At 63.0% G+C, this 25,670-nt stretch carries 22 protein-coding genes and 1 pseudogene; 11 read left to right on the top strand and 12 right to left on the bottom strand.

Features of this window, described 5'->3' with window-relative positions; genetic code table 11:
- Nucleotides 1-134: 134 nt before the first annotated feature.
- From X744_RS151520 to X744_RS151575, 11 genes are all read right to left on the bottom strand, one after another.
- Nucleotides 135-2,288 carry a penicillin-binding protein 1A gene (locus X744_RS151520; RefSeq protein ID WP_023760479.1) on the bottom strand — a complete coding sequence of 718 codons (2,154 nt, stop codon included), beginning with the start codon at nt 2,286-2,288 and terminating at the stop codon, nt 135-137.
- A 249-nt stretch (nt 2,289-2,537) separates the two neighbouring features.
- Nucleotides 2,538-3,782 carry a Zn-dependent hydrolase gene (locus tag X744_RS151525; RefSeq protein WP_023760478.1) on the bottom strand — a complete coding sequence of 415 codons (1,245 nt, stop codon included), beginning with the start codon at nt 3,780-3,782 and terminating at the stop codon, nt 2,538-2,540.
- Nucleotides 3,779-4,621 (bottom strand): BtpA/SgcQ family protein, encoded by an 843-nt coding sequence (locus tag X744_RS151530; protein ID WP_023760477.1) that lies wholly within the window; start codon nt 4,619-4,621, stop codon nt 3,779-3,781. The genes X744_RS151525 and X744_RS151530 overlap by 4 nt, the downstream gene beginning before the upstream one ends.
- Nucleotides 4,618-5,529 carry a ribokinase gene (locus X744_RS151535; RefSeq protein ID WP_023760476.1) on the bottom strand — a complete coding sequence of 304 codons (912 nt, stop codon included), beginning with the start codon at nt 5,527-5,529 and terminating at the stop codon, nt 4,618-4,620. Before X744_RS151535 ends, X744_RS151530 begins: the two co-directional genes overlap by 4 nt.
- Before the next feature lie 2 nt (nt 5,530-5,531).
- Entirely contained in the window at nt 5,532-6,302 is a 771-nt protein-coding gene (locus X744_RS151540; protein WP_023760475.1) for a glutamine amidotransferase, read from the bottom strand.
- Nucleotides 6,303-6,332: 30 nt separating this feature from the next.
- Nucleotides 6,333-7,421, bottom strand: coding sequence for a phosphotriesterase (locus tag X744_RS151545; protein WP_023760474.1), 1,089 nt, complete (start codon nt 7,419-7,421; stop codon nt 6,333-6,335).
- Nucleotide 7,422: 1 nt separating this feature from the next.
- Nucleotides 7,423-8,442, bottom strand: a complete 1,020-nt coding sequence (locus X744_RS151550; protein WP_023760473.1) for an ABC transporter permease — start codon at nt 8,440-8,442, stop codon at nt 7,423-7,425.
- An 896-nt stretch (nt 8,443-9,338) separates the two neighbouring features.
- Nucleotides 9,339-10,280 carry a substrate-binding domain-containing protein gene (locus tag X744_RS151560; protein WP_023760471.1) on the bottom strand — a complete coding sequence of 314 codons (942 nt, stop codon included), beginning with the start codon at nt 10,278-10,280 and terminating at the stop codon, nt 9,339-9,341.
- 141 nt (nt 10,281-10,421) lie between these two features.
- A complete protein-coding gene (locus X744_RS151565; protein ID WP_023760470.1) occupies nt 10,422-11,036 on the bottom strand; it encodes a cupin domain-containing protein in 615 nt (204 codons plus the stop codon).
- A 162-nt stretch (nt 11,037-11,198) separates the two neighbouring features.
- Nucleotides 11,199-12,131 (bottom strand): dimethylarginine dimethylaminohydrolase family protein, encoded by a 933-nt coding sequence (locus tag X744_RS151570; protein WP_023760469.1) that lies wholly within the window; start codon nt 12,129-12,131, stop codon nt 11,199-11,201.
- A complete protein-coding gene (locus tag X744_RS151575) occupies nt 12,118-13,749 on the bottom strand; it encodes a metal-dependent amidase/aminoacylase/carboxypeptidase (RefSeq protein WP_023760468.1) in 1,632 nt (543 codons plus the stop codon). The genes X744_RS151570 and X744_RS151575 overlap by 14 nt, the downstream gene beginning before the upstream one ends.
- An 84-nt stretch (nt 13,750-13,833) precedes the next feature.
- On the opposite strand from X744_RS151575, the gene X744_RS151580 reads away from it, so the two are divergent.
- The 5 genes from X744_RS151580 (at nt 13,834) to X744_RS151600 (ending at nt 18,855) form a co-directional block, all read left to right on the top strand.
- Complete coding sequence (locus X744_RS151580; RefSeq protein ID WP_023760467.1) at nt 13,834-14,817, top strand: LysR substrate-binding domain-containing protein; 984 nt, start codon at nt 13,834-13,836, stop codon at nt 14,815-14,817.
- A 94-nt stretch (nt 14,818-14,911) separates the two neighbouring features.
- Nucleotides 14,912-16,006, top strand: a complete 1,095-nt coding sequence (locus X744_RS151585) for an ABC transporter ATP-binding protein (protein WP_023760466.1) — start codon at nt 14,912-14,914, stop codon at nt 16,004-16,006.
- A 68-nt stretch (nt 16,007-16,074) separates the two neighbouring features.
- Nucleotides 16,075-17,190 carry an ABC transporter substrate-binding protein gene (locus tag X744_RS151590; RefSeq protein WP_023760465.1) on the top strand — a complete coding sequence of 372 codons (1,116 nt, stop codon included), beginning with the start codon at nt 16,075-16,077 and terminating at the stop codon, nt 17,188-17,190.
- Nucleotides 17,191-17,215: 25 nt separating this feature from the next.
- The gene (locus tag X744_RS151595; RefSeq protein ID WP_023760464.1) at nt 17,216-18,049 is read left to right on the top strand and encodes an ABC transporter permease; all 834 of its coding nucleotides are present in this window, start codon (nt 17,216-17,218) and stop codon (nt 18,047-18,049) included.
- Entirely contained in the window at nt 18,049-18,855 is an 807-nt protein-coding gene (locus X744_RS151600; RefSeq protein ID WP_023760463.1) for an ABC transporter permease, read from the top strand. The genes X744_RS151595 and X744_RS151600 overlap by 1 nt, the downstream gene beginning before the upstream one ends.
- Nucleotides 18,856-18,927: 72 nt before the next feature.
- Here the strand turns inward: X744_RS151600 and X744_RS151605 are convergent, their stop codons facing one another.
- Nucleotides 18,928-19,995, bottom strand: coding sequence for a glycosyltransferase (locus tag X744_RS151605; RefSeq protein WP_023760462.1), 1,068 nt, complete (start codon nt 19,993-19,995; stop codon nt 18,928-18,930).
- Between the two features lie 607 nt (nt 19,996-20,602).
- Between X744_RS151605 and X744_RS151610 the strand changes: the two genes are divergently transcribed.
- The 6 genes and pseudogenes from X744_RS151610 to ccmI all read left to right on the top strand — a co-directional run bounded on the left by X744_RS151610 (nt 20,603) and on the right by ccmI (nt 25,662).
- The gene (locus X744_RS151610; protein ID WP_023760461.1) at nt 20,603-21,010 is read left to right on the top strand and encodes a DUF3168 domain-containing protein; all 408 of its coding nucleotides are present in this window, start codon (nt 20,603-20,605) and stop codon (nt 21,008-21,010) included.
- Nucleotides 21,011-21,184: 174 nt separating this feature from the next.
- Nucleotides 21,185-21,484, top strand: coding sequence for a hypothetical protein (locus X744_RS151615; protein ID WP_023760460.1), 300 nt, complete (start codon nt 21,185-21,187; stop codon nt 21,482-21,484).
- A 72-nt stretch (nt 21,485-21,556) separates the two neighbouring features.
- The gene (locus tag X744_RS151620) at nt 21,557-22,222 is read left to right on the top strand and encodes a response regulator transcription factor (protein ID WP_023760459.1); all 666 of its coding nucleotides are present in this window, start codon (nt 21,557-21,559) and stop codon (nt 22,220-22,222) included.
- Nucleotides 22,206-23,639 carry an ATP-binding protein gene (locus X744_RS151625; protein WP_023760458.1) on the top strand — a complete coding sequence of 478 codons (1,434 nt, stop codon included), beginning with the start codon at nt 22,206-22,208 and terminating at the stop codon, nt 23,637-23,639. The genes X744_RS151620 and X744_RS151625 overlap by 17 nt, the downstream gene beginning before the upstream one ends.
- 188 nt (nt 23,640-23,827) lie before the next feature.
- Nucleotides 23,828-24,265: a hypothetical protein gene (locus X744_RS151630; protein WP_023760457.1), complete on the top strand. Its 438-nt coding sequence runs from the start codon at nt 23,828-23,830 to the stop codon at nt 24,263-24,265.
- Nucleotides 24,266-24,446: 181 nt separating this feature from the next.
- A pseudogene (ccmI, locus tag X744_RS12290) lies at nt 24,447-25,662 on the top strand (c-type cytochrome biogenesis protein CcmI).
- Nucleotides 25,663-25,670: the final 8 nt, after the last annotated feature.

Raw genomic sequence — 25,670 nt, 5'->3', positions numbered from 1 at the left:
TGCCGACACCGCCGAACTGGCTGTCGTCAGGTCTCTAACCTGAGTTCGGAGCCCTACGTGGGATTGCCGACAAGCGTTGTGGTTAGGCGCTGCTTTCGCTTCTCCCACCGGGGCAGAGGGAAGAGGCGCGCCAATCACAGTGCCGACAGCGTCTCCGGCGGTTGGGGCGCATTGAGGACAGGCGCCGACTGGAACAGCCTGGACATATCTCGCAACGTCTGCGTGGTCCGGCTGGACAGCACCGCCGGCCGTTCGGCCGCGGCGTCGGCCGCCGCCTGCGCGTCGCTCTTCTTCTGCGCTTCCTCCGCCTTGGCAGCGACCTCCTCATCGACAAAGGGTTTGTCGATGCCGGGAATCGGCTTGAGGTCGATGTTCTGGTGCGCGTAGACCATCAGTCGCTGCCACACCATCGCCGGCAGCGAGCCGCCCGTCATGTTTTTCGTCGGCGTGAAGTCGTCGTTGCCCATCCACACCGCTGCCGTGTAGTTGCCGGTGAAGCCGACAAACCAGGCATCGCGGTAGGATTGCGTCGTGCCGGTCTTGCCGGCGACGACGATGTTCGGGAGTTGGGCCCGCCGTGCCGTGCCCATCACCGGTACCGCCGCCAGCATGGTGTTCATCGATTTCAGCGCTTGCTCGGACAGAACCCGATGTGGCGGCGGCGCATCCTTGGCGAAATCATAGACCACGTCGCCGGTGCGGGTCACCAACTGGGTGATGCCGTGCCGCGAGCCTACGAAGCCGTTGTCGGCGAACACGCTGTAGCCCGTCGCCTGGTCCATCACCGTCATGCCGGAAGTGCCGAGCACCATCGTCTTGTGCGATTCGAGCGGCGATTCCACACCCATCGCCTCGGCCATGGCCTTGATCGGGCCGATGCCGAGATAGTCCTTGGCCAGGCGCACCGGCACGGTGTTGATCGACTTCGCCATTGCCACGATCAGCGTGACATTGCCCGCCGAGCCGCCGCTGTAATTGTGCGGCGACCAGCTGCCCCAACTGATCGGGCCGCCGGAAATGATGGAATTGGGCGTGAAACCGTGTTCCATCGCTGTTGCATAGACATAGGGCTTGAACGATGAGCCGGTCTGGCGAAGCGCCTTGGTGGCGCGGTTGAACTGGCTGGCGCCATAGTCGCGGCCGCCGACGATGGCTCTCACGGCGCCGTTGGTTTCGATGACGACCACCGCGCCCTCGGTGACGTTATATTCCTTGCCGAACTGGCGCAGGTGGAATTCCACAGATTCTTCCGCCGCCTTCTGGATGTTAGCGTCGAAGGTGGTGTGGGCAACGAGCGAATGCTGTCCCGGTTTTGCGATCTTCTTGACCTCGTCGAACGCCCAATCGAGGTAATAGTCAGGGCTCTTCTGTTCGCCACGATCGACGACGTCGGCCGGGTGCAGTCTTGCCTGCAAAACCTGGCCCTCGGTCATGAAACCGGAATCGACAAGGTTGGACAGCACCACATTGGCGCGCGCACGCGCCGCCGGCAGGTTGATGTGCGGCGCATATTTGGTCGGTGCCTTGAACAGACCGGCCAGCATCGCCGCCTCGGCGAGGTTCAGGTCCTTGACGCCTTTGCCGAAATAGAAGTCCGCGGCCGCCTCGATGCCGAACGTGCCGCCACCCATATAAGCGCGGTCGAGATAGAGTTGCAGGATTTCCTTCTTCGACAGATTGGCCTCGAGCCACAGCGACAGGAAAGCTTCCTTGATCTTGCGCTCCAATGTGCGCTCATTGGTGAGGAACAGGTTCTTGGCGAGCTGCTGGGTGATGCTTGAGCCGCCCTGGACGACGGAATTTGCCCGCACATTCTCGAAGATCGCGCGCGAAAGGCCCAGCACATCGATGCCGTAGTGATCGAAGAAGCGGCGGTCCTCCGTGGCGAGAACCGCCTTGATCACATGATCGGGCATCTCGTCGACCGGTACTGAATCGCGCTGGATGATGCCGCGCTGGCCGATCTCGTTGCCGTAGCGGTCAAGGAAGGTGACCGCGAAGTCGCCCTGGGCGCGCCAGTCGCCGGCTGTGTCCTGGAAAGCTGGAATGGCCAGCGCCAGCATCACCACAATGCCGCCGGCGCCGAGCGTGAAACCTTCGCTCAACAGTTCGATGATGCCGCGGCGCCAGCCGCTGAAGCGGAAGCGCCGCGAAAAGATCGTCGCGGATTCCCAGAATTGGCGCGCCTTGAAACCGATCTCGTAGAGCGAGGAATCGATCCACGCGTCGAGCGCCAGCAGCCGGGTGGCGATCGGACCTCTTCTCTTGCGTGGTTCAGGACTGGCCATTCGGAAATCCGGCTCGCGATTGCACGACCTGAGGACTGCAAACCGGCAATTTCAGGGCGATGTGGCGTCCCGACTATTCATCCATTTTCCGACACCCACAAGGGCGGTGAGGACACAGCTGCAAGGTTTGTTGGTGCAAGGGCAGGGGCAGGCATGAATGGCGACCGCCGCCGCCTCGAAACCGGGCGCCTCGAGCTCGCCGGCCCCGAGGTTAGCGCAATCAGCCTGCCAGAGCAGTGCCTTGAACGATCATCGCCGCGAGGCTGCCGCGATAGCCGCCTGGAGCAGAACCCGCGCGCCGGTAATCGCGTAGGCGGGCTCCACATATTCTGCCTCGTTGTGGCTCAGCCCGTCACGGCACGGCACAAAAATCATCGCGGCAGGCGCCACCCGGGCGAGGAACAGCGCATCATGGAATGCCCCCGATATCATCTGCTTGTGCGGCAGCCGCAGGGAATTGACGGCCTCCTCGACGGTTTTGACCATATCGGGAGAGAATGCCGCCCCGGGCATGTCGAACGACCGCCTGATCATTGCCGTGCAATGCTGAGCCTCTGCCTCCGCCGCGCAGACCTGGCGCAGTTCGGCTTCGATGGCATCGAGCCGCTCTACCTGCGGGTGTCTGATGTCGACGGCGAAGACCACCGACTGCGGTATGGCATTGATCGATCCCGGCTTGGCGGTGACCCGTCCTACTGTCAGCCTTGCGCTGCTGTCGAACGGCATGACCGTCGTCTGCAGCCTGTGCATCGCGGCAACGGCCGCGACCATCGGATCCCTGCGGTAGGCAAGGTCGGTTGTACCGGCGTGACCGGCAGCGCCCTCAATGGAGACTTCCAGCCACCGCGTGCCTTGCACGGCGGTGACGATACCGATCGGCAGCCCTTCCTTTTCCAGCGATGGTCCCTGTTCGATATGGAGCTCGATAAAGCCGGAGACCGGCATGCCGAGGGGGCGAAGGGTTGCCTCTGGCAAGGCGGAGATGGTTGCCGCGAGTTCCTCCGCGAGGGACGCACCGTCGCTGCCGACTATGGATTGCCATGCTGAAATATCGGCCCCGGTGAAGGCCATGGAGCCCATGACGCCGGGCGCGAACCGGCTACCTTCTTCATTGGCCCAGGCGACGACCTCGATCGGCATTCGAGTTTCGGCCTTCGCGTCCTCCACTGCTTCGAGCGTCTCGAAGGCGGAAAGCGTGCCGAGCGCTCCATCGAAGCGCCCGCCGGTCGGCTGGCTGTCGAGGTGGCTGCCGATCAGCAGCGGCGGCAGCGTGGCATCCGTACCCTCGCGGCGGATGAAGAGGTTCGCCATGGCGTCCTGAAAAACCGCGAAACCACGCTCGAGCGCCAATTCCGCCAGCAGGCGCCTGGCGCTGCGATCCTCAATGCTGAACGCCTGACGGTTTACGCCGCCGGCTCGCGTCGCGCCGATCCGGGCGAAGGCATCGAGGCGGCCCAGCAGCCGCTCGCCGTCGATCTCCGGCACCAAAGTCACCGCTTGAGGCCTCGGATAAAGCCGTTCACCCGTTGAGGGTCGACCTGGTTCCACCATACGCCATCGTGCTTAAGCGAACTGGCGACAATGACGCCGTCGACGATGTCGAGGATGTCGTTGGCGTTGTCGGTCGTCACCCCGCTGCCGACAAGCGTCGGCCGTCCGGCGGCGTCCTTGATCATCCTGATGTAGCCGAGATCAGCGGCGTGGCCGGTGCGCTGGCCAGTGGCGATCACCGCGTCGGCATCGAAGAACACCAGATCCTTGACCTGTTCCTCGACCGGCCGGTCGCCGACGATGGCGTGGGCGCCATGCTTGACATGGGCATCGGCGAAGATGCGGATGCCGTTGGCCCTAAGCCTGGCGCGGAAGCGCATGGCGCGCGCGGCCTCACCTTCGATAAAGCCTTCATTGGCGACATAGGCGTTGGCCCACTGATTGACGCGGACGAAGGAAGCGCCGGAGGCACTGGCGATCGACAGCGCGGGAATGGAAGCATTGGCAAGCACGTTGATACCGATCGGCCGGCCGAGTTCCCTGCGGATCCGGTCTGAGACGACGGACATATAGGCGGAAGTTTCCGGCCCGATATCATCAGGCTTGGCAAACGGAACGTCGCCGTGGTTCTCGACGATCACGCCATCGCAACCGCCATGCAAATAGGCTTTGGCGTCGTCGAGGCCACGTTGATAGATGGCCTCGACCGCTTCGCCATTGTAACGCGGCGCACCTGGCAGAGGTGCCAGATGAACAACGCCGATCACTACCTTGGTTCTGCCGAAGATCGACTGCAGCGCATCATTCGTGACCTGGCCGACCGGTTTGGAGGATTTTGTCATGCGGTTTCCGCTTCCGTCGTTTCCATGAGCAGTTTCATCTCCCGCCTGTCGGGGCAGGAGCCGAGCGTGCCGGCGCGTCCGACCGAGATCGCTGCGGCGCGGACCGCGATCCGCGCTGCCACGGCGAGGTCCATGCCGGCTGCAAGACAGCCGGCGAGGCAACCGCAGAAGACATCGCCTGCGCCGCTGGTGTCTACCACAGCCACCCTTGGCGCCACGAACCGGTCGATCCGTCCTTCGCCATCGGCGACCAGGCAGCCGAGCGCGCCAAGCGTCACGATAGCGGTTCCTGCGCCTAGGCGGATTAGTTCGCGGGCTGCCGCGTCGGGATTGCTCATTCCGGTCAGTTGCGCCGCTTCGCCGGCATTGGCAATGGCGACCCTGACGTCGCTCAAACCCGGTGTATTGCCGGCCGCAAGCGGGCTTGGATTGAAGATCGTCATTGCCTCCGCACCCCGCGCCACCTTTAGGCAAGCGGTCGTTATGTCCGGATCCAGGTTACCCTGCACCACGACGATGTCGCCGCGTTCGACCGATCGGATAAAATCGCCGTCAGCCAGGGGATCGAAGGCCGCGGCGCAACTGGCGCCGGTGACGATGAGGTTCTCGCCCCGCGCATCGACCATGACGGTCGACCGGTCGCTGGGCAGCTGCAGCGTCGTCAGATGGCTGGCATCGAGATCGCGGCTCAACTGCTCTGTGATCCAGGCTCCGGCGGCATCGTTGCCGATCGCCGCACGGAAGCGGACATCGGCTCCGGTGCGTGCCGCGGCCACCGCCTGGTTCGCACCCTTGCCGCCAAGTCCGTCGGCATGTTCCGACGCGTTCAGCGTCTCGCCTGGCGCCGGAAAACGGTCCAGGCGAAACGTCGTATCGACGCAAACATTGCCTAAGACATGGACGCGCATGGCTAGTCCCTGGTCGTCGCCCAGCCCAGCATCTGTTCGAACAGTGTCCTGTAGCCATTCCAGGCGATGAAGCCGGGCGGCAGCCAGTGCGGGCCGACATCCGAGGTCCAGGCGACGGTGCGGCCCTGGCCATATTTGCCGGTCACCAGAAGTGGCAGCGAACGGTAGTCGGAGGAAACGGTGGCGAGAACTTCCGCACCGTCCTTGACCGCGACTTCGTTGAAGCCGAGCAGGATCGGCCAATCCTTGCCGAGACCCTTAAGGATCGGATGGCTCTGCGGGCCGACAACGACCGGCGCATAGCCTTCCGGAACCTCGACGCGGTCGTCCACCGGCAGGCAGGTGACCGGCAGAACGTCCTCGACAGGCGTCTTGTGATAGCGCGCGCCCCCATTGATGCCCTGGAAGCTGTAATAGCCGCCGAACATCAACAGGCCGCCGCCATTGCCGACATAGTCGCGCAACAGGCGCAGCCGGTTCGGAGTTGGTTTGGAGTGGACCCAGGTGTCCGGGTGGAGCAACAGCGTGTTGGCACCAAGATCGGAAAGCACGACCGCGTCGTAGGCCGAAAGCGTTTCCAAGGTCTGCGGAAAGTTCCGCTGTGCCTCATGCGCCGGCATGAAGGTGACGTCGAACGGACCGTCCTTCAGCGCGGCCAGCAGTTCGTCGGCACCGGTGTGATAGGTCACGGTCGGAAACTGGTCGAAGCCTTTGATGTGGGTCGCGGTCGAGACCCAGGACTCGCCTGCGAGAAGAACCTTCTTCCTGGACATGTAGACTCCTGCCTTGTTTGGAGCCGCGGCTCAGAGGCCCTCGGCGAACACAGTCTTTGGATTGTCGATGAGCATCGTATCGATTGCCGATTGTTCGAGACCATGGCGCTTCAGTCTCGGCACGAAATGCTTGAGGATGAAGCCGTAGCCGAAACCGCCGAAGCGGGTCAGCATGATCTTGAGAAAAACGTCCTGCGACAGCAGAATCCGGTCGAGCAGCCCCATGTCGATCAGCGAGCGGATCGCCCGTGCATTCTGCTCGTCGGACGGCGACTGCGCATCCTGGTCGGCATAATAGAAATCCATGCCGATCATGTCGTATTCCAGGAAGGCGCCGCGCGCGGCGAGGCTTTGCTGGTAGGCAAGATCGTTGTGGCTCGGGTTCATGTGGCAAAGCACCGTATGCCGGAGATCGGCGCCTTCCGCCTCGACCACGTCGAGCACGTCGTGCGCCAGCCGCTCCCAGCCGGGCAGATGAATGGTCAGTGGTACGCCGGTGATCTTGGCCGCGCGGGCCGAAGCGCGCAGCGACTTGCGTTCCTCGTCGGTGAAATCCTTGCTGACGCCGACCTCGCCGATGATGCCGGCCATGATTTCGGGTTGCGTCGACCCGCCGCCGACGTCGTTGACGAGGAATTCGGTGACGTCGTCGACGTCCATCGCTTTCAGCCACTCGGGGTGGGTGTGCTGCAGGTAAAAACCTGTCCCCATGACGATCCGCAACCCCGACGCGCGGGCGATGCGTGCCAGCTTCACCGGATCGCGGCCAATGCCGATGTTGGTCGCATCGACCAACGTGTGGCCGCCGAGCGCCCGGTATTTCGCCAGCTCCGAAAGCGCCAGATCGCTATCGTCGAGCGAGACGTTGTCGCGGTTCATGTAAGGGTTCATCCGCAACTCGCCGATGATGTCCATGCTGACCGGCTGCTCGGCGATCTTCTTCTCGTCGGGATGGCAGGGGCATTTCCACGATTTCGCGCCATCGATCAGGATATGCTCGTGCATCAGCGTCACGCCCATGTCGGCGATCGCGACGGGGCCGGTAACGGTCATCACGGTGCCGGAGCGGATACCGATGGGCGCCCGTTCCCTTGGTTTGTCGTCGAACAGATGATCCATGTCAGCGGCTCCGCGTTGCGCCCTTGAACAGCCGGAAATTCAGCCAGATGGCAACGAGGATGATTGTGCCGGTGACGATCGGCGTCAGGAAGGGCGACATGTGCGCCAGGATCAGGCCGTTGCCGATAACGGCTACGGTCAACGCGCCGAGCACGGTGCCGATGATCGTGCCGCGCCCGCCGAACAGGCTGGTGCCGCCAAGCACCACGGCGGCGATGACATCGAGCTCGAAACCCTGGCCGGAATTCGACGAGCCGGAACCGAGCCGGGCGGCAAGAACAATGCCGGCCACCGCCGCCGCCATGCCTGACAGGACATAGACGAACAGGGTCATGAAGCGCGTATCGACACCGGCGCGGCGCACGGCTTCGGCATTGGCCCCGATGCCGGTGACATAGCGCCCGAATGGCGTCTGGTTGAATGCGAGATAGGCGACGATCAGGACGACAAGGGCGAGCAGTGCCGGTACCGGCACGCCGAGAAACCAGGCCCTGCCGATGTTGACGAAGAAACTGGTCGGCTCAACCGGGATGGAATAGCCGCCGGTGATCAGCAACGCCACGCCGCGGATGATCGAGAGTCCGGCAAGTGTGACGATAAAGGCCGGTATCCGCTCATAGGCGATGAAGAAGCCCTGCAAAACCCCGATCGCCGCGCCGAGTGCCAGCATGGCGACGACGACGAGCGGCCACGGCAGGCCGAACTGCAGCAAGACAGCCGACAACGTCGCCGTCAGCGCCAGCACGGACCCGACCGAAAGGTCGATGCCGCCGGTGGTGATGACGAAGGTCATGGCTGCCGCAACGATCAGCAGCGGCGCCGACTGGCGCACGATGTTGAGCAGATTGGGCGCCGTCAGGAAGGAGCCGGTGGCCAGCGAGAAGACCACGCAGACGACGAGGAAGAACAGCGCTATCGAGACGACGCTGCCATTGGCTATCGCCATGTCCTTCCAGGTGGTGTTGTGGACGCGTTTGGGCGGCGAGGCGCTGATATCCCCAGGTGATGACGTGACATTCATGGCTGCGCTGCCTCATCACGGCTGGCGCGGGCCGAACGCGCCGTGAATTTGCGGCCGACGATGAGGTTGACGACCTCTTCGATGCTGGTGTCGCCGATNAGTTCAGACGTGTGCTCTTCCGATCTACCCTCATACATGACCTGGATGCGATCGCAGACCAGGAACAGATCCTGCAGCCGGTGGGTGATGAGGATGACACTGACGCCGCGGGCACTGACGGCGCGGATGAGCTCCAGAACCGCTTCGACTTCCGCCACCGCAAGGGCTGCCGTCGGTTCGTCCATGATCAGCACCGATGGATCGAAGGAGGCGGCGCGGCCGATGGCAATCGACTGGCGCTGCCCACCGGACAGGTTTTCGACCTTGAGCCTGGTATCGGCGATGACGATGCCGAGCCGGTCGAGCATCTCACGCGTCTGATCATGCATGCGCTTGTTGTCGAGAAAGGGGACGCCGAGAACGCGGCGGCGCGGCTCGCGGCCGAGGAAGAGATTGCCCGCCACATCAATCGTGTCGCAGAGTGAAAGGTCCTGATAGACCATCTCCACCCGTGCGGCGCGGGCATCGGCTGGTGAGGAGAAGGAGACAGCCTTGCCGTCGATCTCGATGGTGCCGGAATCCGGAATGACCGCACCGGACAGAACCTTGCTCAAGGTGGATTTGCCGGCTCCATTGTCGCCGACCAGGCCAAGCACCTCGCCAGGCTTCAGGTCCAGCGAAACGTCGTCCAGCGTCTGGATGGGGCCGTATCGTTTGGAAATACCGGTCATCCTGACGCGGTAGGATTCGCCATCGCTCATCACGGTTCCAGTTCTCAAGCCAACGAGTTCAATCGGTCGCCGGACCGCGCAGGCAACCCTCAGGTCATTGCGCGGCCCGGCGGTCCGGGGAGGATACTACTTGAACATGCCCTTGAACTGGCCGACATTTTCCTTGGTCACGATGGTGATCGGAACATTGATGATCGGATCGATCTTCTCACCCCTCTTGAGCTTGCCGAAGGCTTCAACCGCTGCCTTGCCTTCACCAGCCGGATCCTGCTGGACGACGGCGACCACCCAGCCCTCTTCGAGACCTTGCACCGCCGACTTGGTCAGGTCCCAGCCGAACACCTTGACATCGCCGGTACGGCCCTGGCTGGTGACGGCGGAAACCGCACCGAGCAGAGCCGGCTCGCCGGTTGCATAAAGAGTCGTCATGTCGGGATTGGCGGTCATAAGGTTCTCGGCGGCGGACAGGGCTACGTCCTGTACGTTCTGGCCGTCGACCGTGTCGAGGAAGGTTACCTTCTGGCCGCTGTCGGTGACGGCCTTCTTGAAGCCGTCGAGCCGCTGGTTCTGGATGAACGAATTGAGCGCGCCGACAACGCCGATCTTGGCGGTTCCGTTCAGCTTGGTCTTGACGTATTCGGCGTAGAACTTGCCTATATCCTGGCCGGCCTTGGTGTTGTCGACGCCGACAAAGGCGACGTTGTCGCCATTCGGGATCTGCGCGTCGATGGCAATGACCGGAATTCCGGCAGCCTTGGCCGCGGTGATGGCCGGCTTCACACCGTTGACGTCGATGGCGACGAGAATGATGCCGTCGACCTTCTGGGTGATGTAATTTTCGATCGCATCGTTCTGCGCGCTTGGTACATTGTTGGCGTTGAAGATGACGAGGTCGACGCCGGCGGCCTTGGCAGCAGCTGTTGCACCGTCATTGATCTGGTTGAAGAACAGGGCCTGCTGGTTGATGGTCACCAGCGCATAGGTCTCGGCCATGGCGGAAGTAGAGCCGAGGGCGAGGGTCATGGCGATGGCTGCGGCGCAGCTTGAAAGGATCTTTGTAAGACGCATTCCGGTTCCCCTTGGTTTTACGAAAAGGCCCTTGATCGGGCTCACCTGGCGACTGAGCGCAAGGGCATAATTCAAGATGCTTGATTTCTTGTCAAGTGACTTGAATTAGCGTCAACGAAAGGAATCAGGGGATGCGCCGGATCAGAATGTCGCTGGCGTGTTCACCCAGAAAATGCTGGCGCGTTCATCTCCGACATTGCGGTACCAGTGCGGCAGTTCGGAGTTGAAGACGAAGGAATCGCCGGCGGCCAGGCGAAATGTTTTTTCGCCGACCATCAATTCGATCGCACCTTCCAGGAGATAGCCGACTTCCTCGCCGGCATGCTGGATCGGGCCAGCGCTCTCACCGCCCGCTTCGATATGATGGATGTTGCACTGCAGGAGATGGCCGGGCGAATACGGAATGACACGCTCGAGCGAAATACCTTCGCCGCGCCGAAGCGGATCGAGCGCTATCAACGGCCGCGATCCAGCCCGAAAGACGATGCCTTCGTCGCCATCGGATTCCTCGAACATCCAACCAATGTTCGTGCCGAGCACCTCGACGAGCCGGTGAAGCATGGGAAGCGAGGGCGAGACCTTGCCGTTCTCCACCTTGGAAAGCAGGCTTTCCGAGCAGTTCGCGGCGGCAGCGAGCGCCTTCAAGGTCAGCCCTCGCGTCTGCCGGGACAGCTTCAGCCGCGTGCCGAGCCGCAAGAGGCTGGTGGCGGTCGAGCGCTCGTCACGCTTGCTGTTCTGGGTATCGATCTTGTTCATCGGGGGGCGCGAACATCTCCTCTGGTCGGGCCGACTCGTAAAACTGATCCTGTGCGATGTCCATCCTATGAAAAATGGAGGAATGCGCTGGATCGCAATCAGCGACCCGTCCATGGCAAGCGCCGCGCCCGCCGTTCAATGCTCGCGAATGGGCTCCGCCGCTCAGGCCGGTTCGCGCTTCAGCGCCTGTGCCATGCAGTGGATGCCGCCGCCGGTCTTGGAAATCTCGCTCATGTCGACGGCCGCGACCTCGAAGCCGCGTGCCTTGAGCTGGCCGATCAGCGTCTGGCTGGAGGTCGGCGCGATCACCCGGTCCTTGCCCAGCGACATGAAGTTGCAGCCGAGCGCCATCGTATCCTGGAACGGCACGTCGATGATCTCGTGTCCCTTGCCCTTCAGCCAGTCGACGATGCCGGGTTCAGTGCAGGCGAGGCAAACGGCGGTCAATTTTTCGGCGATCGGCACCACCATCAGGTCGATATGGACATAGTACTCGTCGATGAAGGCGATGCGGGTTTCCCAGCCTTCCTTGTCGAACCAGGCCTGCACCTGGCGAGCGCCTTCCTCTTGCGTGCGGGCGCCGCCGCAGCCGATCAGCACGACGCCATCCTCGATGACGTTGAAGTCGCCGCCCTCGAACGTACCTGCCGTGACCATGTCGTAGATCGGGATGCCGAGTTTTTCGTAGGTTCGGATGGCCGCGTAGTTCTCGCCGCGCCGCCACCAATTGGCCATCGCGGTGATGACGGCGCCATAAGGCGTCATCACACTGGAATCACGGGAATAGACCTGCATCGGCAGCTCGGGTGTCGGTTCGTGCCAGTGGATGTTGACGCCGAAATGTTCATAGGCCGCGACGAGGTCCTTGTGCTGCGCCTGCGCGATCTGGACGTTGCAGGGCGCCTCGCGCAGATGCTTGCGCGACAGCGAGCTGGTCGACAGATGACGCAGGAAATTGGGCGACCCGAGCAGGACATCGGTCAGGACGTCGGTCTCGTTGGCAAAACCCCAGGCGGTCAGCGGCTTGGTGCCGCCGGCCGGGTTGCGACGCTGCAGCGAAAACGGCTCGGCGACAATTCGATCATGAACGGTCATGGGGTGCTCCTCGTGAAGTGGCCTGGGGTGTCTGATTGTTCGGGATCCACCAGTCTCGCCCGCGCGGGGTGGTGACATATTCCGGCCAGCGAAATCCAATCGGCGGCTCGTAGTCGCAGAGAGGCGCGATCCAGTTCGAACCGCCTATGCCGCCGCCGGTGCGGGTGACGAACTCGTCCATCGCCGCACCGCGGGCGGTTTTGTCCTCCAGCAGGCGAAGGGCTGCCAGTGCGATGGTCTTCGATGCGCAGACGACCATCGGGTCGATGGTGGCAGGAATGCCGCCCAGCGCATTCATGACCCATGATGGATAGGGATAGCCGGTCTCCGAACGCAGCGCCGGGCGGGCGACATAGAAGCGCGCAGTCGGCGCATGCCAGCTCATATCGGTGTAATCGTCGGAGGTCGAATTCACCTGCGAGGGCGGCAGATCGCGGCGCAGGATCGCCTCCGCCGCCCGCGGCTCGATCAGGCGTTCGAGTTCTTCGATGAACGGCTCGTCACTCGCCATGCGCCCGGCATTGACCTGTATGTCGCGTGCGACTGCCTTGGCGTCCTGGTCCCAGCGCGGCGGCCCGACGCTCGACAGCGCTTCATACGCGATCTCGGCCATGGTGTGATTGGCCAGCCCCGGCCGCGACTTCGACACCCAGTGCCGCTCATGGCGGCAGCCGCTCATACTGGCAGCGGCCTCGGCATTGCGGTCGAGCACGGCGGTGATCTGCTCGGCCATCGCCAGTGTCGGCACGCGGATCATGTACTGGATCTCGGCCAGCCCTGCCGGAAGGTTGTCGGCGGTCGCCTGGCCGGCGGTCAGGATCGCCTCGCTGATCGACCAGCCGCCCTGGTGCGGCAGCATGGAATCGCGCAGCGCCTTGGACGTCATGTACATCATCATGAGCGCATCGTTGGCACCGGGCGCGCGCACCGCCGAATGCGCCTGCGGAATGGGCGCTGCGCCGCCCGCTGCCCGCGCCCAGCGCTCCGGTTGGTCGCAGACAAAGCGATAGATCATCGCGTAAGCCGCGCCGCAATGTGTGTCCCAGCGCGCGGTGTTGCAGAGCGGCAGCATGTAGAACGGATGGAAGGAGATCATGCCGGCAAGGCCGTCATAATACCCCTTCGCGGCATGGATCGGCTTTGATCCGCGCACCTTCTCGGCCGGCTCGCCGGTGAAGCGCAGCGTGCCCGGTATGCCGTGGCGCTGCATCGCCGCCTTGGTCGCCAATAGCCCGCCGAGGCTCGAAATGCCCAGCCCGGAATGCGGATCGGTGTGGCCACCCGCATGTTCGCCTAGGCCCGGGCGAGGGCGCCTGACGGTCGCCGCATCCTGGCAATTGCCCGGCACGGCGTCGTATTCGGCATACATGCCGATGGTCGGACCGGCGCCGTTTGTCCAATGCGCGCAGAAGGCTGTGGGCATGCCGCCGGAACCTTCCTCGACGGAAAAGCCTTCGCGCTTCAGTCTCTCAACATACCAGGCAGAGGATTGATACTCGCGCCATGCAGTCTCGCCGAAGTCGAAGATGGTGCGCGTCCACGCCGACAACAGCGGCCGGATGTCGTCAAGACAGGCAATCGCCGTTGCTTGCGCCGTAGTGGTGACCGCTTTCTCCATGGCCGGAGAAGAAAGCAGTGAAGCGGTTCGCCAAAAAGTGATATGTTTTTCCGGCTCATGCAAATTCGGTTCACCTGAGGTCTCTTGCGCATACCATCGACACAAGCGCTGCGAGCGCTCGACAGCTTCGCTCGTCACGGCAGCGTCTGGCGCGCCGCCGACGAGTTACACCTGACCCGCAGCGCCGTGAGCCACCAGCTTCGCCTGCTGGAGCGCGACCTCGGCTTCGACCTGCTCGAACGCATCGGCAAGGGCGTGGCGCTGACGCCACGCGGCCAGCGCTACGCCAGCGACGTGCGCAAGGCGTTGACCGTCCTGGGCGACGCGGTGACACGCCATGCCGGCACCGGCGTCGGCGGCTCGTTCAGCGTCAGTTGCACGCCTGGCTTCGCCTCGTTGTTCCTGTGCACCCATATCGGCGAGTTCCGGCAGATGTATCCCGACGTCGCGCTGCGCATCCTGACGCCGCGACGGCTGGACGATGTCAGCAATGCCGACGCCGATGCCTTCATCGCCTTCGGGGTCGGCAACTGGCCGAACCGAGCGGTCGAGCTTCTGTGCGAGATTTCGTTCACGCCGCTCTGCAGCCCGACGCTGCTCAACAAGGTCGGCGGATTCTCGAAGCCAGCCGACGTTTTGCGCGCCAACCTCCTGCATCTCGGCGATACCGAGGATTGGGCGCGCTGGCTGGCCTTATCGAAGGTCGAGAACCCCGACCCGGAGGGCGGCATCTTCTTTTCCGACATGAATCTCGTCTTCTCGGCCGCGATCGCCGGCCAGGGCATGGCCATGGGCGACGAACTGACCAGCGGCAAGGCGCTGGCCGAAGGCAGGCTGGTGCGTCCCTTCGATATCGCGATCAAATCGCCGCGCTCGTACTTCCTGGTCTCTGAACACGCCAAGGCCGCGCATCCGGTGCTCGACGCCTTTGCCGGATGGTTGCGGTCGAAGCTCGCGGAGAGCAATGCCAAGGGCATGGCTGACCACGGGCGCCACGCCAAGGGCACGGCTGACCACGGGCGCCACCCCAAAGGTACAGCCGATCACGGGCGCCATCGATTTGGATAGATGAATCAAATTTGCCGATGAGGCGAAAACTATTCGGTTGCGGTGAGGCCGCGCGCTGCCCTACGATTTCTCCTGAAGCGAGGAAACAGGCAGGATGCAGCAACCCGGCCGGGCCGCAGAGATCAAGGCAATTGGGATCGGCAAAAGCTTCGGCTCGTTCCGTGCATTGGACAATCTGTCGCTCGATATAGGCCGTGGCGAGTTCCTGACCCTGCTCGGACCGTCCGGCTCGGGCAAGACCACATTCCTGATGATCCTTGCCGGCTTCGTGCAGCCGAGCGAGGGCCGTCTGTTCAGCGATGGCGTCGACATCACCGACCGGCCGGCCGAGCAGCGCGCTGCCGGCATGGTGTTCCAGGGCTACGCGCTGTTTCCGCACATGAGCGTGGAAGCCAACATCGCCTTTCCCCTCAAGGTGCGCAAGAAATCGGCGGCCGACATCAAGCGCCGGGTCGGCGAGATGATCGAACGCGTAGGCCTCAAGGGCCACGAGAAAAAGCTGCCGGCGCAGCTTTCCGGCGGCCAGCAGCAGCGCGTGGCGCTGGCGCGCGCGCTGGTGTTCGAGCCGGGCGTGCTGTTGCTCGATGAACCGTTCTCGGCACTGGACAAGGGCCTGCGCGGCCAGATGCAGGCCGAGATGAAGCGGCTGCACCAGGAGACCGGCACCACCTTCGTCTTCGTCACCCACGACCAGAGCGAGGCACTGGCGCTGTCGTCGCGCGTCGCCATCTTCAACCATGGCAAACTGCTGCAGGTCGGAGCGCCCGACGAGGTCTACGACCGGCCGGACAACCGCTTCGTCGCCGAGTTCCTCGGCGAGATCAACATGCTGCCGCTGAAGGGCGTCCACCCGGCAGGCGATGGCTCGACCGGCCTCTGCGAAGACCGTGCGGTCTCCATGCGTTGCAAGGCCGAGGCAGTGCGCGGCGATGCGATCCTGGCGATCCGGCCCGAATACATGTCGATATCAGGGGAGGCGGCAGCCGGTGAGAACGGCATCGCCGCGACAGCGACCAACTCCACCTATCTCGGCGCGGCAACGCGGCTTGACCTGACGACGCGGCAAGGCGCCAAGATCACGGTCTCGGTGCCGAACGAGGTAGCGGCTGCCGCGCTCAGCAAGGGCAACTCCGTCTGGCTCACCTGGCCGGCTGAAAAGGGTTTCCTCCTTCCGCATGGAGGACAATGACGAACGGTGTGGCGAGACAAGTGCCCACCACTTTGCGGTACTATCAACGACAAAAAAGGGGAACTGACATGACACACGATACCAAGAAACAAGCCGTCGAGAGCCTGTCCGCCAGGGCAGGTCGCGGCGAAATCTCGCGCCGCCAATTCACGCGGCTGGCAGCATTCGTGCTGGCCGGCACGCCGATGATGCTGCGCTCGACCGGTGCCTTTGCCGCGGCGAAGGAACTGGTGCTGGTCAACTGGGGCGGTGACGCCATCACGGCTTACGACGCCGCCTACGGCCAGCCCTTCACCAAGGAAACCGGCATCACCGTCAAGATGGATGGCTCGGGCCCGACCGAAGGCGCCATTGCCGCGCAGTTCAAGAGCGGCGCGCCGACCTGGGACCTCGTCGACGTCGACCCGTTCTCGGCCATCACCCTCGGTGCCCAGGGCGCCCTCGAGCCGATCGATTATACGATCGTCGACAAGAAGAAGATGCGCGAAGGCTTTGGCTGGGAATACGCCGCCTCGACCTATTTCTTCTCCTATGTCATCGCCTACGACTCCGAGAAGTACGGCAAGGACGCGCCGACCGGCATGGCCGATTTCTTCGACGTGAAGAAATTCCCCGGCAAGCGCTCGCTCTACAAATGGGGCGTGTCGAGCTGGGAAGCCGCCCTGCTGGCCGACGGCATCGCGCCGGCGTCGCTCTATCCGCTCGATCTCAAGCGCGCCCATGACAAGATCGCCGCCTTCAAGGAAAACGTCGTTGCCTACTGGGGCGGCGGTGCCGAAAGCCAGAGCGTGCTGCTCAATGGCGAGGCCTCGATGGCGATCGTCTGGTCGACGCGCGCGTCATTGATCGAGCAGGATTCGGGCGGCAAGATCAAGTTCATCTGGGACCAGGGCCTGATCTCGCCCGGTGCGCTCGCCGTGCTCAAGGGCAATCCCGGCGGCAAGGAAGCGGCCATGAAGTTCATCGCCAGCACCCAGGACCCGCAAAAGGAGCTGGTCATGTTCGACAAGCTCGGCCAGGGCCCTGCAAATCCGGCTGCCGACGCGCTGATTCCCGCCGACAAGAAGCGCATCAACCCGGTCGATCCCGAGAACATGAAGAAGCAGATCGCACTCGACATGGACTGGTACGCCAAGAATTACGGGGCAGCGCTCGACGAATACACCAAGATCATCTCGGCCTGACCAAGGCCGGGATAATCGGGTCCAAATGAGGTCCTATCTCTCCGACAGGATGGGCGCGGCGCTGTTGATGGCGCCGCTGCTCCTGTTTCTTGTCCTCGCCTATGCCTGGCCGTTCTTCGGCGTCGTCAAATGGAGCTTTACGCTGCCGACGCCGGGGCTCGGGCAGTATGAGGCGCTGCTCACCGACGATCTGGTGCAGTCGGTGTTCATCCGCACGCTGCGCATAGCGGCGGTCGTCACTGTGGTTTCGGTCGCCGCTGCCTACGCCATCACCGTCGTCTGGGTGCGAGGAACCCGGGCACAGCGCCTGATCGCCGAGTTCTGCATTCTCGTCCCCTTCTGGATTTCCGTCCTGACCCGTGCCTTCGGCTGGGTGGCGCTATTGTCCAATCGCGGCCTGATCAACAGTTGGCTGCAGGCGATCGGCTTCATTTCCGAACCGCTGGCGCTGGTGCGCAACGAATTCGGCGTCATCGTCGGCATGACGCATTTCCTCATTCCTTTCGCCGTCTTCCCGCTGGCATCGGCCATGCGCAGCCTAGACGACCGCGTGCTGCTGGCCGCGCGCGGCCTCGGCTCCAGCCGCATGCGCACCTTCTGGACGGTGTTCGTACCGATGACGCGCTCTGGCATCATCGGCGCGGCGATGATCGTCTTCGTCTTTTCGCTCGGCTTCTTTGTCACGCCGGCGATCCTTGGTGGCGGCCGCAGCGTCATGATCGCCGAGCTGATCTATCTCAGGATCTTCCAGAGCCCGGACTGGGGTCTGGGGGCGGCCATCAGCGTGGTCCTGGTGTTGTTCGTCGGCGCGCTGATGGCGCTGCTGTTCCGTTATGTCAGACCGAAGCAATTGATCTGATGCCAACCTATCGCCCCGGTCCCGCCTCGCTAGTCATCGCCGCTTTCGTGGCGCTATTCCTGCTGCTGCCGCTGCTTGCCGTCATCCCGGTGTCGCTGACGCCGAGCCGCATGCTGGCGATGCCGTCAGGTGAACTGTCGTTGCGCCACTACCGGTCGTTGGTCGAGGATCCGCGCTGGCTCCAATCGATCTTGCTCAGCATCCGCATCGGTATCGTCAGCAGCGCCTTTTCCACCGTGCTGGCACTATGCTTTAGCCTCGGGGTCTGGATGTTCCAGCCGCGCTTCACGGCGGCACTCGTCGGCTTTGTGCTGCTGCCCATGGTGGTGCCGCCTGTGGTCTCGGCGATCACGCTCTACTTCCTGCTCACCTCGATCTCAGGTTTCAGCTCGTTCTTTGGTTATGACACATGGCTTGGTGTCGCCATGGCGCATTCGGTGATGACCGTGCCCTTTGCCACCGTGCTGATGCTGGTCTCGCTTAGTCAGCTCGACCGCCGCATCGATCTTGCCGCGCGCGGGCTTGGCGCCTCGGTCTGGGAGCGCGCCACCCGGATCATCATGCCCAACATCAAATTCGGCATCATCACCGCGGCGCTTTTGTCCTTCGTTCTGTCCTGGGAAGAAATCGGTGTCACACTGTTCATCACCTCGGTCAACGCGATCACGCTGCCCAGGCTGATGTGGATGGGCCTGCGCGACAACATCGACCCTGCAATCGCCGCACTCTCGGTGATCTTGATCATCATCACGGTGCTGGTGCTGGCGGTGCGCAGCGTCGTGGTCAGGCAGCGCGGGGCGCAGTAGGCAAAGCGCAGCGCAGGCTCATTTGGGACCTTCGGGGCAGCGCACCCTCCCGTCCTGCACAAGGGCTTGGGGCTACCCCATCGCGCGGCGTATTGTCCTGGACAGGCGAGCAAGGAATGTCGGTCGGGACGATGCGTCGAGCTTCCACGACAGCACCGCCATGGCCATTTGTCGCGGCAGCATGCCGACAGAAAGGAACCAGGCGGCAAGCACGGCGCGGCGGCGCAGGGACGCCGTCATTTCGAGGCTGGCGACAGCGCCCGCCGCCGCGAGCGCCAGGCGGGAATCGTCGGCGACGGGGTGCCGGTGCCTGTCCGTGCAGAGCGATGCCAGCCGTTCTTCCAGGTGGACAGGATCATGGCGAACAATTTCTGCCGGCACGACGGTCAGGCCGGCCTGCGATACCTGGTCCGACAGCGCCTCCATGCGGTGGAAATCGTGCTCTACCCGCCAGCGTGCCCGCTCGGCGAGCTTTTCACCGAAGACCGAATGGTTGGCGCCGTGGATTCTGTAAGCGCCGACACATTCATCGATGGACTGGACTTGGCCATAGAGCGGCGCCAGCGTCGCAAGATAGCCGTCGGCGCCCTGGCGGAAATCCGGTTCCGGAATCGGCATGATCGATTCCAGGGTCGTCCGGTCAAAGGCGAGCCCGCTGGTTACGGTCGTCTGGTAGCGCCCCTTGCGCAGAAGCTTCGGCATGACATCGCCGCTGTCGAAGGGCAGCTCCGGCGGCGGAAAGACGTCCTTGATGCGTTGCCGGTCATCGACAATGTGCAATCTGGATTGCACCTGGGCGGTTGCCTCGTCCCAGGTGTCGACGATCCTGGAGACGGCTTCCGGATAAAGATAATCGTCGGCGTCGAGGAAGAGGACGATTCTGCCGGAGCTCGCAGCAAAGCCGGTGTTGAAGGCGGCCGCGTGCCCGCCATTCTTTCGTCGCGGACAAGCAAGGATCCTGTCGCCGTAGGATTTCATGATGGTCGTGGAATTGTCCTGCGATGCATCGTCGACGACGATAACTTCGACATCGTCGTGGTCCTGCTCCAGGGCGCTGTCGATGCTGCGTTCAAGGAAACGCGCGTAATTGTAATTCGGAATAATGATGGAAACCGGGATTTTGTGGGGGGTAGACTGCATCGCATTCGACCTCGCATCTTGCTTTGGTTTCGGCAAAACCCGCTCGTGGGCTGCCTCGTCTTCAAGCTCGCTCCGCGAGTTTCCCAAGGAAAAGCACTCGCCTTTTCGTCGGGAGACGGATCACGTCACTCGTTTGCGACTTCATGCAAAGCCGCCATCGCCTTCGAGGATCGCGGTGACCGCGGTGCTGACTGAGTCAAGGGTGCCGCCGGCCAGCAAAAGCTCCGACGCTCCGGGTATCGACCAAGCTCGACGGAAATGGTGTCACGTTCGGTCACGGACCGCAACGGACGCCTTGAAGGCACGTTCGATACTGGCCTTCAAATGCGGCTGGAACAAGCCGCTATCTGAAAACTGATGTCCAGAGGCGTGGGCAGATGGTGTCAGACAAAACAAACCTCACCGACGCGGCCAATCCTGCCTAGATCGCAACGCCGCGCAGTGCCCCTGACGACGTTGTTGGCAAAGTCGTATCAGCATTCATCGATCCGATGACGAATCGCCATCGCCTCCGCGCGTCGAATGGCTATATCTGACACAGTATGCAGAACCCAGACAGGCTTCCGAAAGGCAATGGTCGGCAGCGCAAAGGCTAGAGGAGAGGACGATGACCGCGCCCGGCGATTTGCAGCAGGCACTGTTTCTGAGGCTTAAAAGCGATGCCTCACTGTCGACCTTGCTGGGCGGCGCGGGATTGCTCGAACGGGCAACCGACAATGCCGCTTTTCCCTACGTGACTTGTGGCCAGACCTCTGCCTTTGACTGGGATACGAGCGCGGAGAACAATAATGATCAGCTGGTCACGCTGCATGTCTGGTCGAAAGCCAAGGGGGAAGCCGAAACGCTTGCCATCATGGACGCCATCAAGGCGCGGCTCGCCAATGCGGTGCTGGAGATTGGCCCCCACGGCCAGACACGACTCTCGCTCGAATTCACCGAGGTCCGCCATGACGAGGACCTGCTCGTGCATCACGGGCTGCTGCGTTTTCGCGCGATAACGCAGGAAAGCGCCTGACACGCTTTCAATATGGTCGAAACGGAGTCTAGACTGGAGCCTCGCGGGAAATCACGGTTTGAGGCGGTGAAATCCCAGGTTGACTGTCTCGCGTTGCAGGGGTGTAGCGAGGATGTTTTCGGCGACGTTCACCGTTCATTTCACGTTCAGCACCGATGCGTTACAAACTCGACCATGAAAACGCTTCGCTCCCACCTCCGAACCGCGACACTGGCGCTCTGCGCTGCCGGGCTGTTTGCGTCGCAGGCTGTGGCGATACCGGCCGTCGCGCCCGAACAGGCCAGCCCGATTGTACTGGCGGCGTCCGATTGCTACGCGATCGGTCAACAAGTGGCCGAACAGAATGGCGGAACGCTGGCCAAGGCCTCGCAATCGACGCGCGGCGGCCAGCCTGTCTGTGTCATCGTCGTGCTCGTTCCGGGCAAGGACGGACAACGTCCGCGCCGTTCCGAAATCGTCGTTCCACTGAACTGACCCTTCCGTTTCCCAGGCCGCCGGAATCGGCCTATATCTGACCCTAGCTCTTCAACAGGTATCGAACTCCGCATGCGCGTACTCGTCGTCGAAGATGACAAGGATCTCAATCGGCAAATATCGGATGCACTGGTCGATGCCGGCTACGTCGTCGACCGCGCCTTCGACGGCGAGGAAGGCCACTTCCTCGGCGACACCGAGCCCTACGATGCCGTCGTGCTCGACATCGGCCTGCCGCAGATGGATGGCATCAGCGTCGTCGAGCGCTGGCGGCGCGGCGGCCGCAAAATGCCTGTGCTGATGCTGACGGCGCGCGACCGCTGGAGCGACAAGGTCTCCGGTATCGATGCCGGCGCCGACGACTATGTCACCAAGCCGTTCCACATCGAGGAGGTGCTGGCGAGGGTTCGGGCCCTGATCCGGCGCGCTGCCGGCCATGCCTCGTCCGAACTGACCTGCGGACCGTTGCGCCTCGACACCAAGGCGTCCAAGGCCGATGTCGACGGCGTGCCGCTGAAACTGACGTCGCACGAATTCCGCCTGCTTGCCTATCTGATGCACCATATGGGCGAGGTCGTCTCGCGCACGGAACTGGTCGAGCATCTCTATGATCAGGATTTCGACCGCGATTCCAACACTATCGAGGTCTTTGTCGGGCGTCTTCGCAAGAAGATGAGCATCGACATGATTGAAACCGTGCGTGGCATGGGCTACCGCATGCGTGAGCCGGAGGCGTAACTCGGAACCGCTCAAACCAACCGCAAGGACGCCGCTTTCGCTGCGTTTGTGGCCGCGTTCGCTGACGTTCCGCGTCATCGCCTTTTCCACTGTCTGGGCGATCGTGACGCTCGTCGTCATATTCACCCTGATCACCACACTCTATCGCCAGGCCAGCGAGCGCGGCTTCGACAGCCTGCTTTCGGCGCATCTGTTCAATTTGATCGGCTCCATCGGTATTTCCGACAACGGTGCGCTCACCGGTGCGCCCGACCTCGGCGATCTCCGCTTCTCGGAGCCGAATTCGGGCTGGTACTGGTCGGTAGAGCCCGCCTCGGAGGGCGTGCATGGGGATCTTCACTCGTCTTCGATGACGCGCAAAATCCCATCGCCTGATGTCGCAGAGGTGCCCTTCAACGCCAGTTTCCAGCGCAGCTATCCGACCGAAGGCATCGATGGCGAGCAACTCGAAGTGTTCGAGAGCGAATTCGTTCTCGATTCCAAGAACCGCGCCGCGCGCTTCCGCGTCATGGGCAACCAGAGCGAACTCGAGCAGGAAATCGCCAGCTTCCAACGCCGCCTGCTGACCTATCTCAGCCTGTTCGGCGTCGGCATGATCGCCATCAACGCGATTGCCATCCTGCTCGGCCTGCAGCCGCTGCGCCGGGTGAGGAATGCGCTTGCCATGGTTCGCGAGGGCACCGCGCAGAGGCTCGACGGCCAGTTCCCGGCCGAGATCGAACCGCTAGCCAACGAAACCAATGCGTTGATCGAAAACAACAGGCGCATCGTCGAGCGGTCGCGGACCCAGGTCGGCAATCTCGCCCATTCGCTGAAGACGCCGCTCGCGGTGCTGCTCAATGAGGGCCGGGCGCTTGGCGGAGCCAAGGGACAGCTGATCGCCGAACAAGCCGCTTCCATGCAGAAGCAGGTCGAGCACTATCTACAGCGCGCCCGCGTCGCGGCGCAGCGCGACAGCGTCGTCTTCCGCACGCCCGTGACGCCGCTGGTGCAGCGCATGGTGCGGGTCCTGCAGAAGCTCAATCCGCAGACAAATCTGTCGCTGTCGTTGCCTGCGGCCGAAATCGTCTTCGCAGGCGAGCGCGAGGACCTTGAGGAGTTGATCGGCAATCTGCTCGAAAACGCGATGAAATGGGCAAAAAGCGCGGTGTTGGTCTCGGTCGTGCCTTTGACTGGCAAGGATGATCCGGCCGGCCTGTTTGAGATCGATATCGAGGATGACGGCCCTGGCATTCCCGATGACAAGGCACGCGAGGCGCTGAAGCGCGGACGGCGTCTGGATGAGACAAAGCCTGGAACAGGTCTCGGGCTGGCCATTGTCGCCGACCTCGTCAACGAGTATGGAGGCGTCCTGGCGCTCGAACGGTCCGGCATGGGCGGATTGAAGGCGGTGGTGCGATTGCGGAGCCTTCAGTGATGTTCAGTCACGGCCATTCGACATTGATGAACGGGGCATGTTATGGCGGCATGTCGATTGGTCCCGGATTGGCCGGCAGCGGCCAAATTTCCGACAAATCTCAATATTATGGCAGCGCCATCTTCTCCGATGACGTGGCCTCCGGCCTATCCATAGCAGGCTCCAACTCAAGAACACCGGTTGTTGGCATGAAGATTCGCGTCGCGCTTATTTCCGCATTGCTGGCCGTTTCCGGCTGCACCACCCTGAGCGGCAAGGGGCCGACCGTAGCAGTGACACCGGCCTCGACGCCTCCTTCCAGCGGCAAGGTCACCGCGACGATCATTTCGGCGATGGGCGGCGGCCTCATCGGCGGGTCGATCGGCGCCGGCCTCAGCGAGACCGAGAAGCGCAGTGCGCTCGAGGCTGAATACAAGGCGCTCGAATACACGTCCAGCGGCCAGAAGGTAACGTGGAAAGGCGCCCAGGCTTCGCGCTATGGCGAGGTGGTTCCGGCACAGCCCTATCGCGTCGGTTCGCAGGATTGCCGCCAGTATACGCAGACGGTTTTCACCGGCGGCGCCGGGGCGACGGCGCGCGGAACCGCTTGCCGTAACACCAACGGCAGTTGGACGCCGCTGACCTGACGGTGCATGTCGCCCAACCGCGCAGCCGTTTTTAGGACGACGACATGCATAGAAGCTGAGACAGGGTCCGGCTGGTGTCCGGTCGGTTGATGTCGATCAAGGACATGCGGCGCGCCTGCCGTCAAAGCGTAGCAGGAAGCCTGTGTTGGCACGGCAGAACTCTGCCATTATTGGAAGAACCATGCTGTTCTGGGTCATAGCCGCAATTCTCACGCTGGGTGCAAGCCTGGCGGTGCTGCTGCCGCTGGCCGCCAGCTCGAAGGGCGCGTCGTCGAGCAGTGATCACGATCTCGAAGTCTATCGCGATCAGTTGTCCGAGCTTGACCGCGACGCTGCGCGTGGCTTGATCCAGCCGGGGGAAGCTGCCGAAGCGCGCGCCGAGATCGCTCGCCGCATCCTTCGCCTCGACAATGCGGCAACGGCGGGCAAAGCGTCCGTTGGCCGAATTTCGGTAGCGGCAAGGCTGGTCGCCACCGCGGCCGTTCTGGCAGTGCCGCTGGTCAGTTGGGGCCTTTACAGTCAGCTCGGCTCACCCGACTTGCCGTCGCAACCGCTCAGCGAGCGGTTGGCCAAGAACCCGGCCGACAGTTCGGTCGACGAATTGGTGGCGCGGGCCGAAGCCCATCTTGCTGCCAATCCTTCCGATGGCAGGGGCTGGGATGTGCTCGCGCCAGTCTATCTGCGCATGCAGCGCTTTTCCGACGCGGCGGCGGCCTATCGCAACGCTATCCGCCTCGATGGCGACAGCGCCGTTCGCCAGGCCGGCCTTGGCGAGGCGATCGCCGGTGCGGCAGGCGGCATCGTCTCGGCCGATGCACAGAAGGCCTTCGAGGCGGCCTTGGAGCTCGACCCGGCCAATGCGAAGGCGAGCTTCTATCTGGCGATGGCGCTGGCGCAGGAGGGCCGCACCAAGGAGGCGGCCACAGCCTGGCGGGCAATGTTGGGCAAGCTGCCGCCGGAGTCGCCATGGCGCAGTGCGGTCGAGCAGGCGCTGGCCAGGTCCGGCAGTCCCGCAGTCGCTTCCGGCGGCGCCACCAACGGTCCCGATGCCGGCGATATCGACGCTGCATCGTCGATGTCTCCCGCTGATAGGGAAGCGATGATCAGCACGATGGTCGCCCGCCTCGACGACAAGCTGCGGCAAAATCCGCGCGATCCGGAAGGTTGGATGCGCCTCGTTCGTTCCTATGTCGTGCTGGGCAAGGNACAAGCTGCGGCAAAATCCGCGCGATCCGGAAGGTTGGATGCGCCTCGTTCGTTCCTATGTCGTGCTGGGCAAGGCCGATCTGGCACGTCAGGCGCTCGGTCGCGCCATTGCCGTCTTTGGAGCCGACAGTGACGAAGCGAAAAAATTCACCGCCTTTGCCGCCTCGCTTGGCCTGACGGCAACGGAGTAGAACAAGAC

The organism is Mesorhizobium sp. LNHC252B00 (genome assembly GCF_000502955.1).
Taxonomy (GTDB): Bacteria; Pseudomonadota; Alphaproteobacteria; order Rhizobiales; family Rhizobiaceae; genus Mesorhizobium.
Note: the sequence above shows the minus strand (reverse complement) of the source record. Positions and strands in the feature narration are given on the sequence as shown.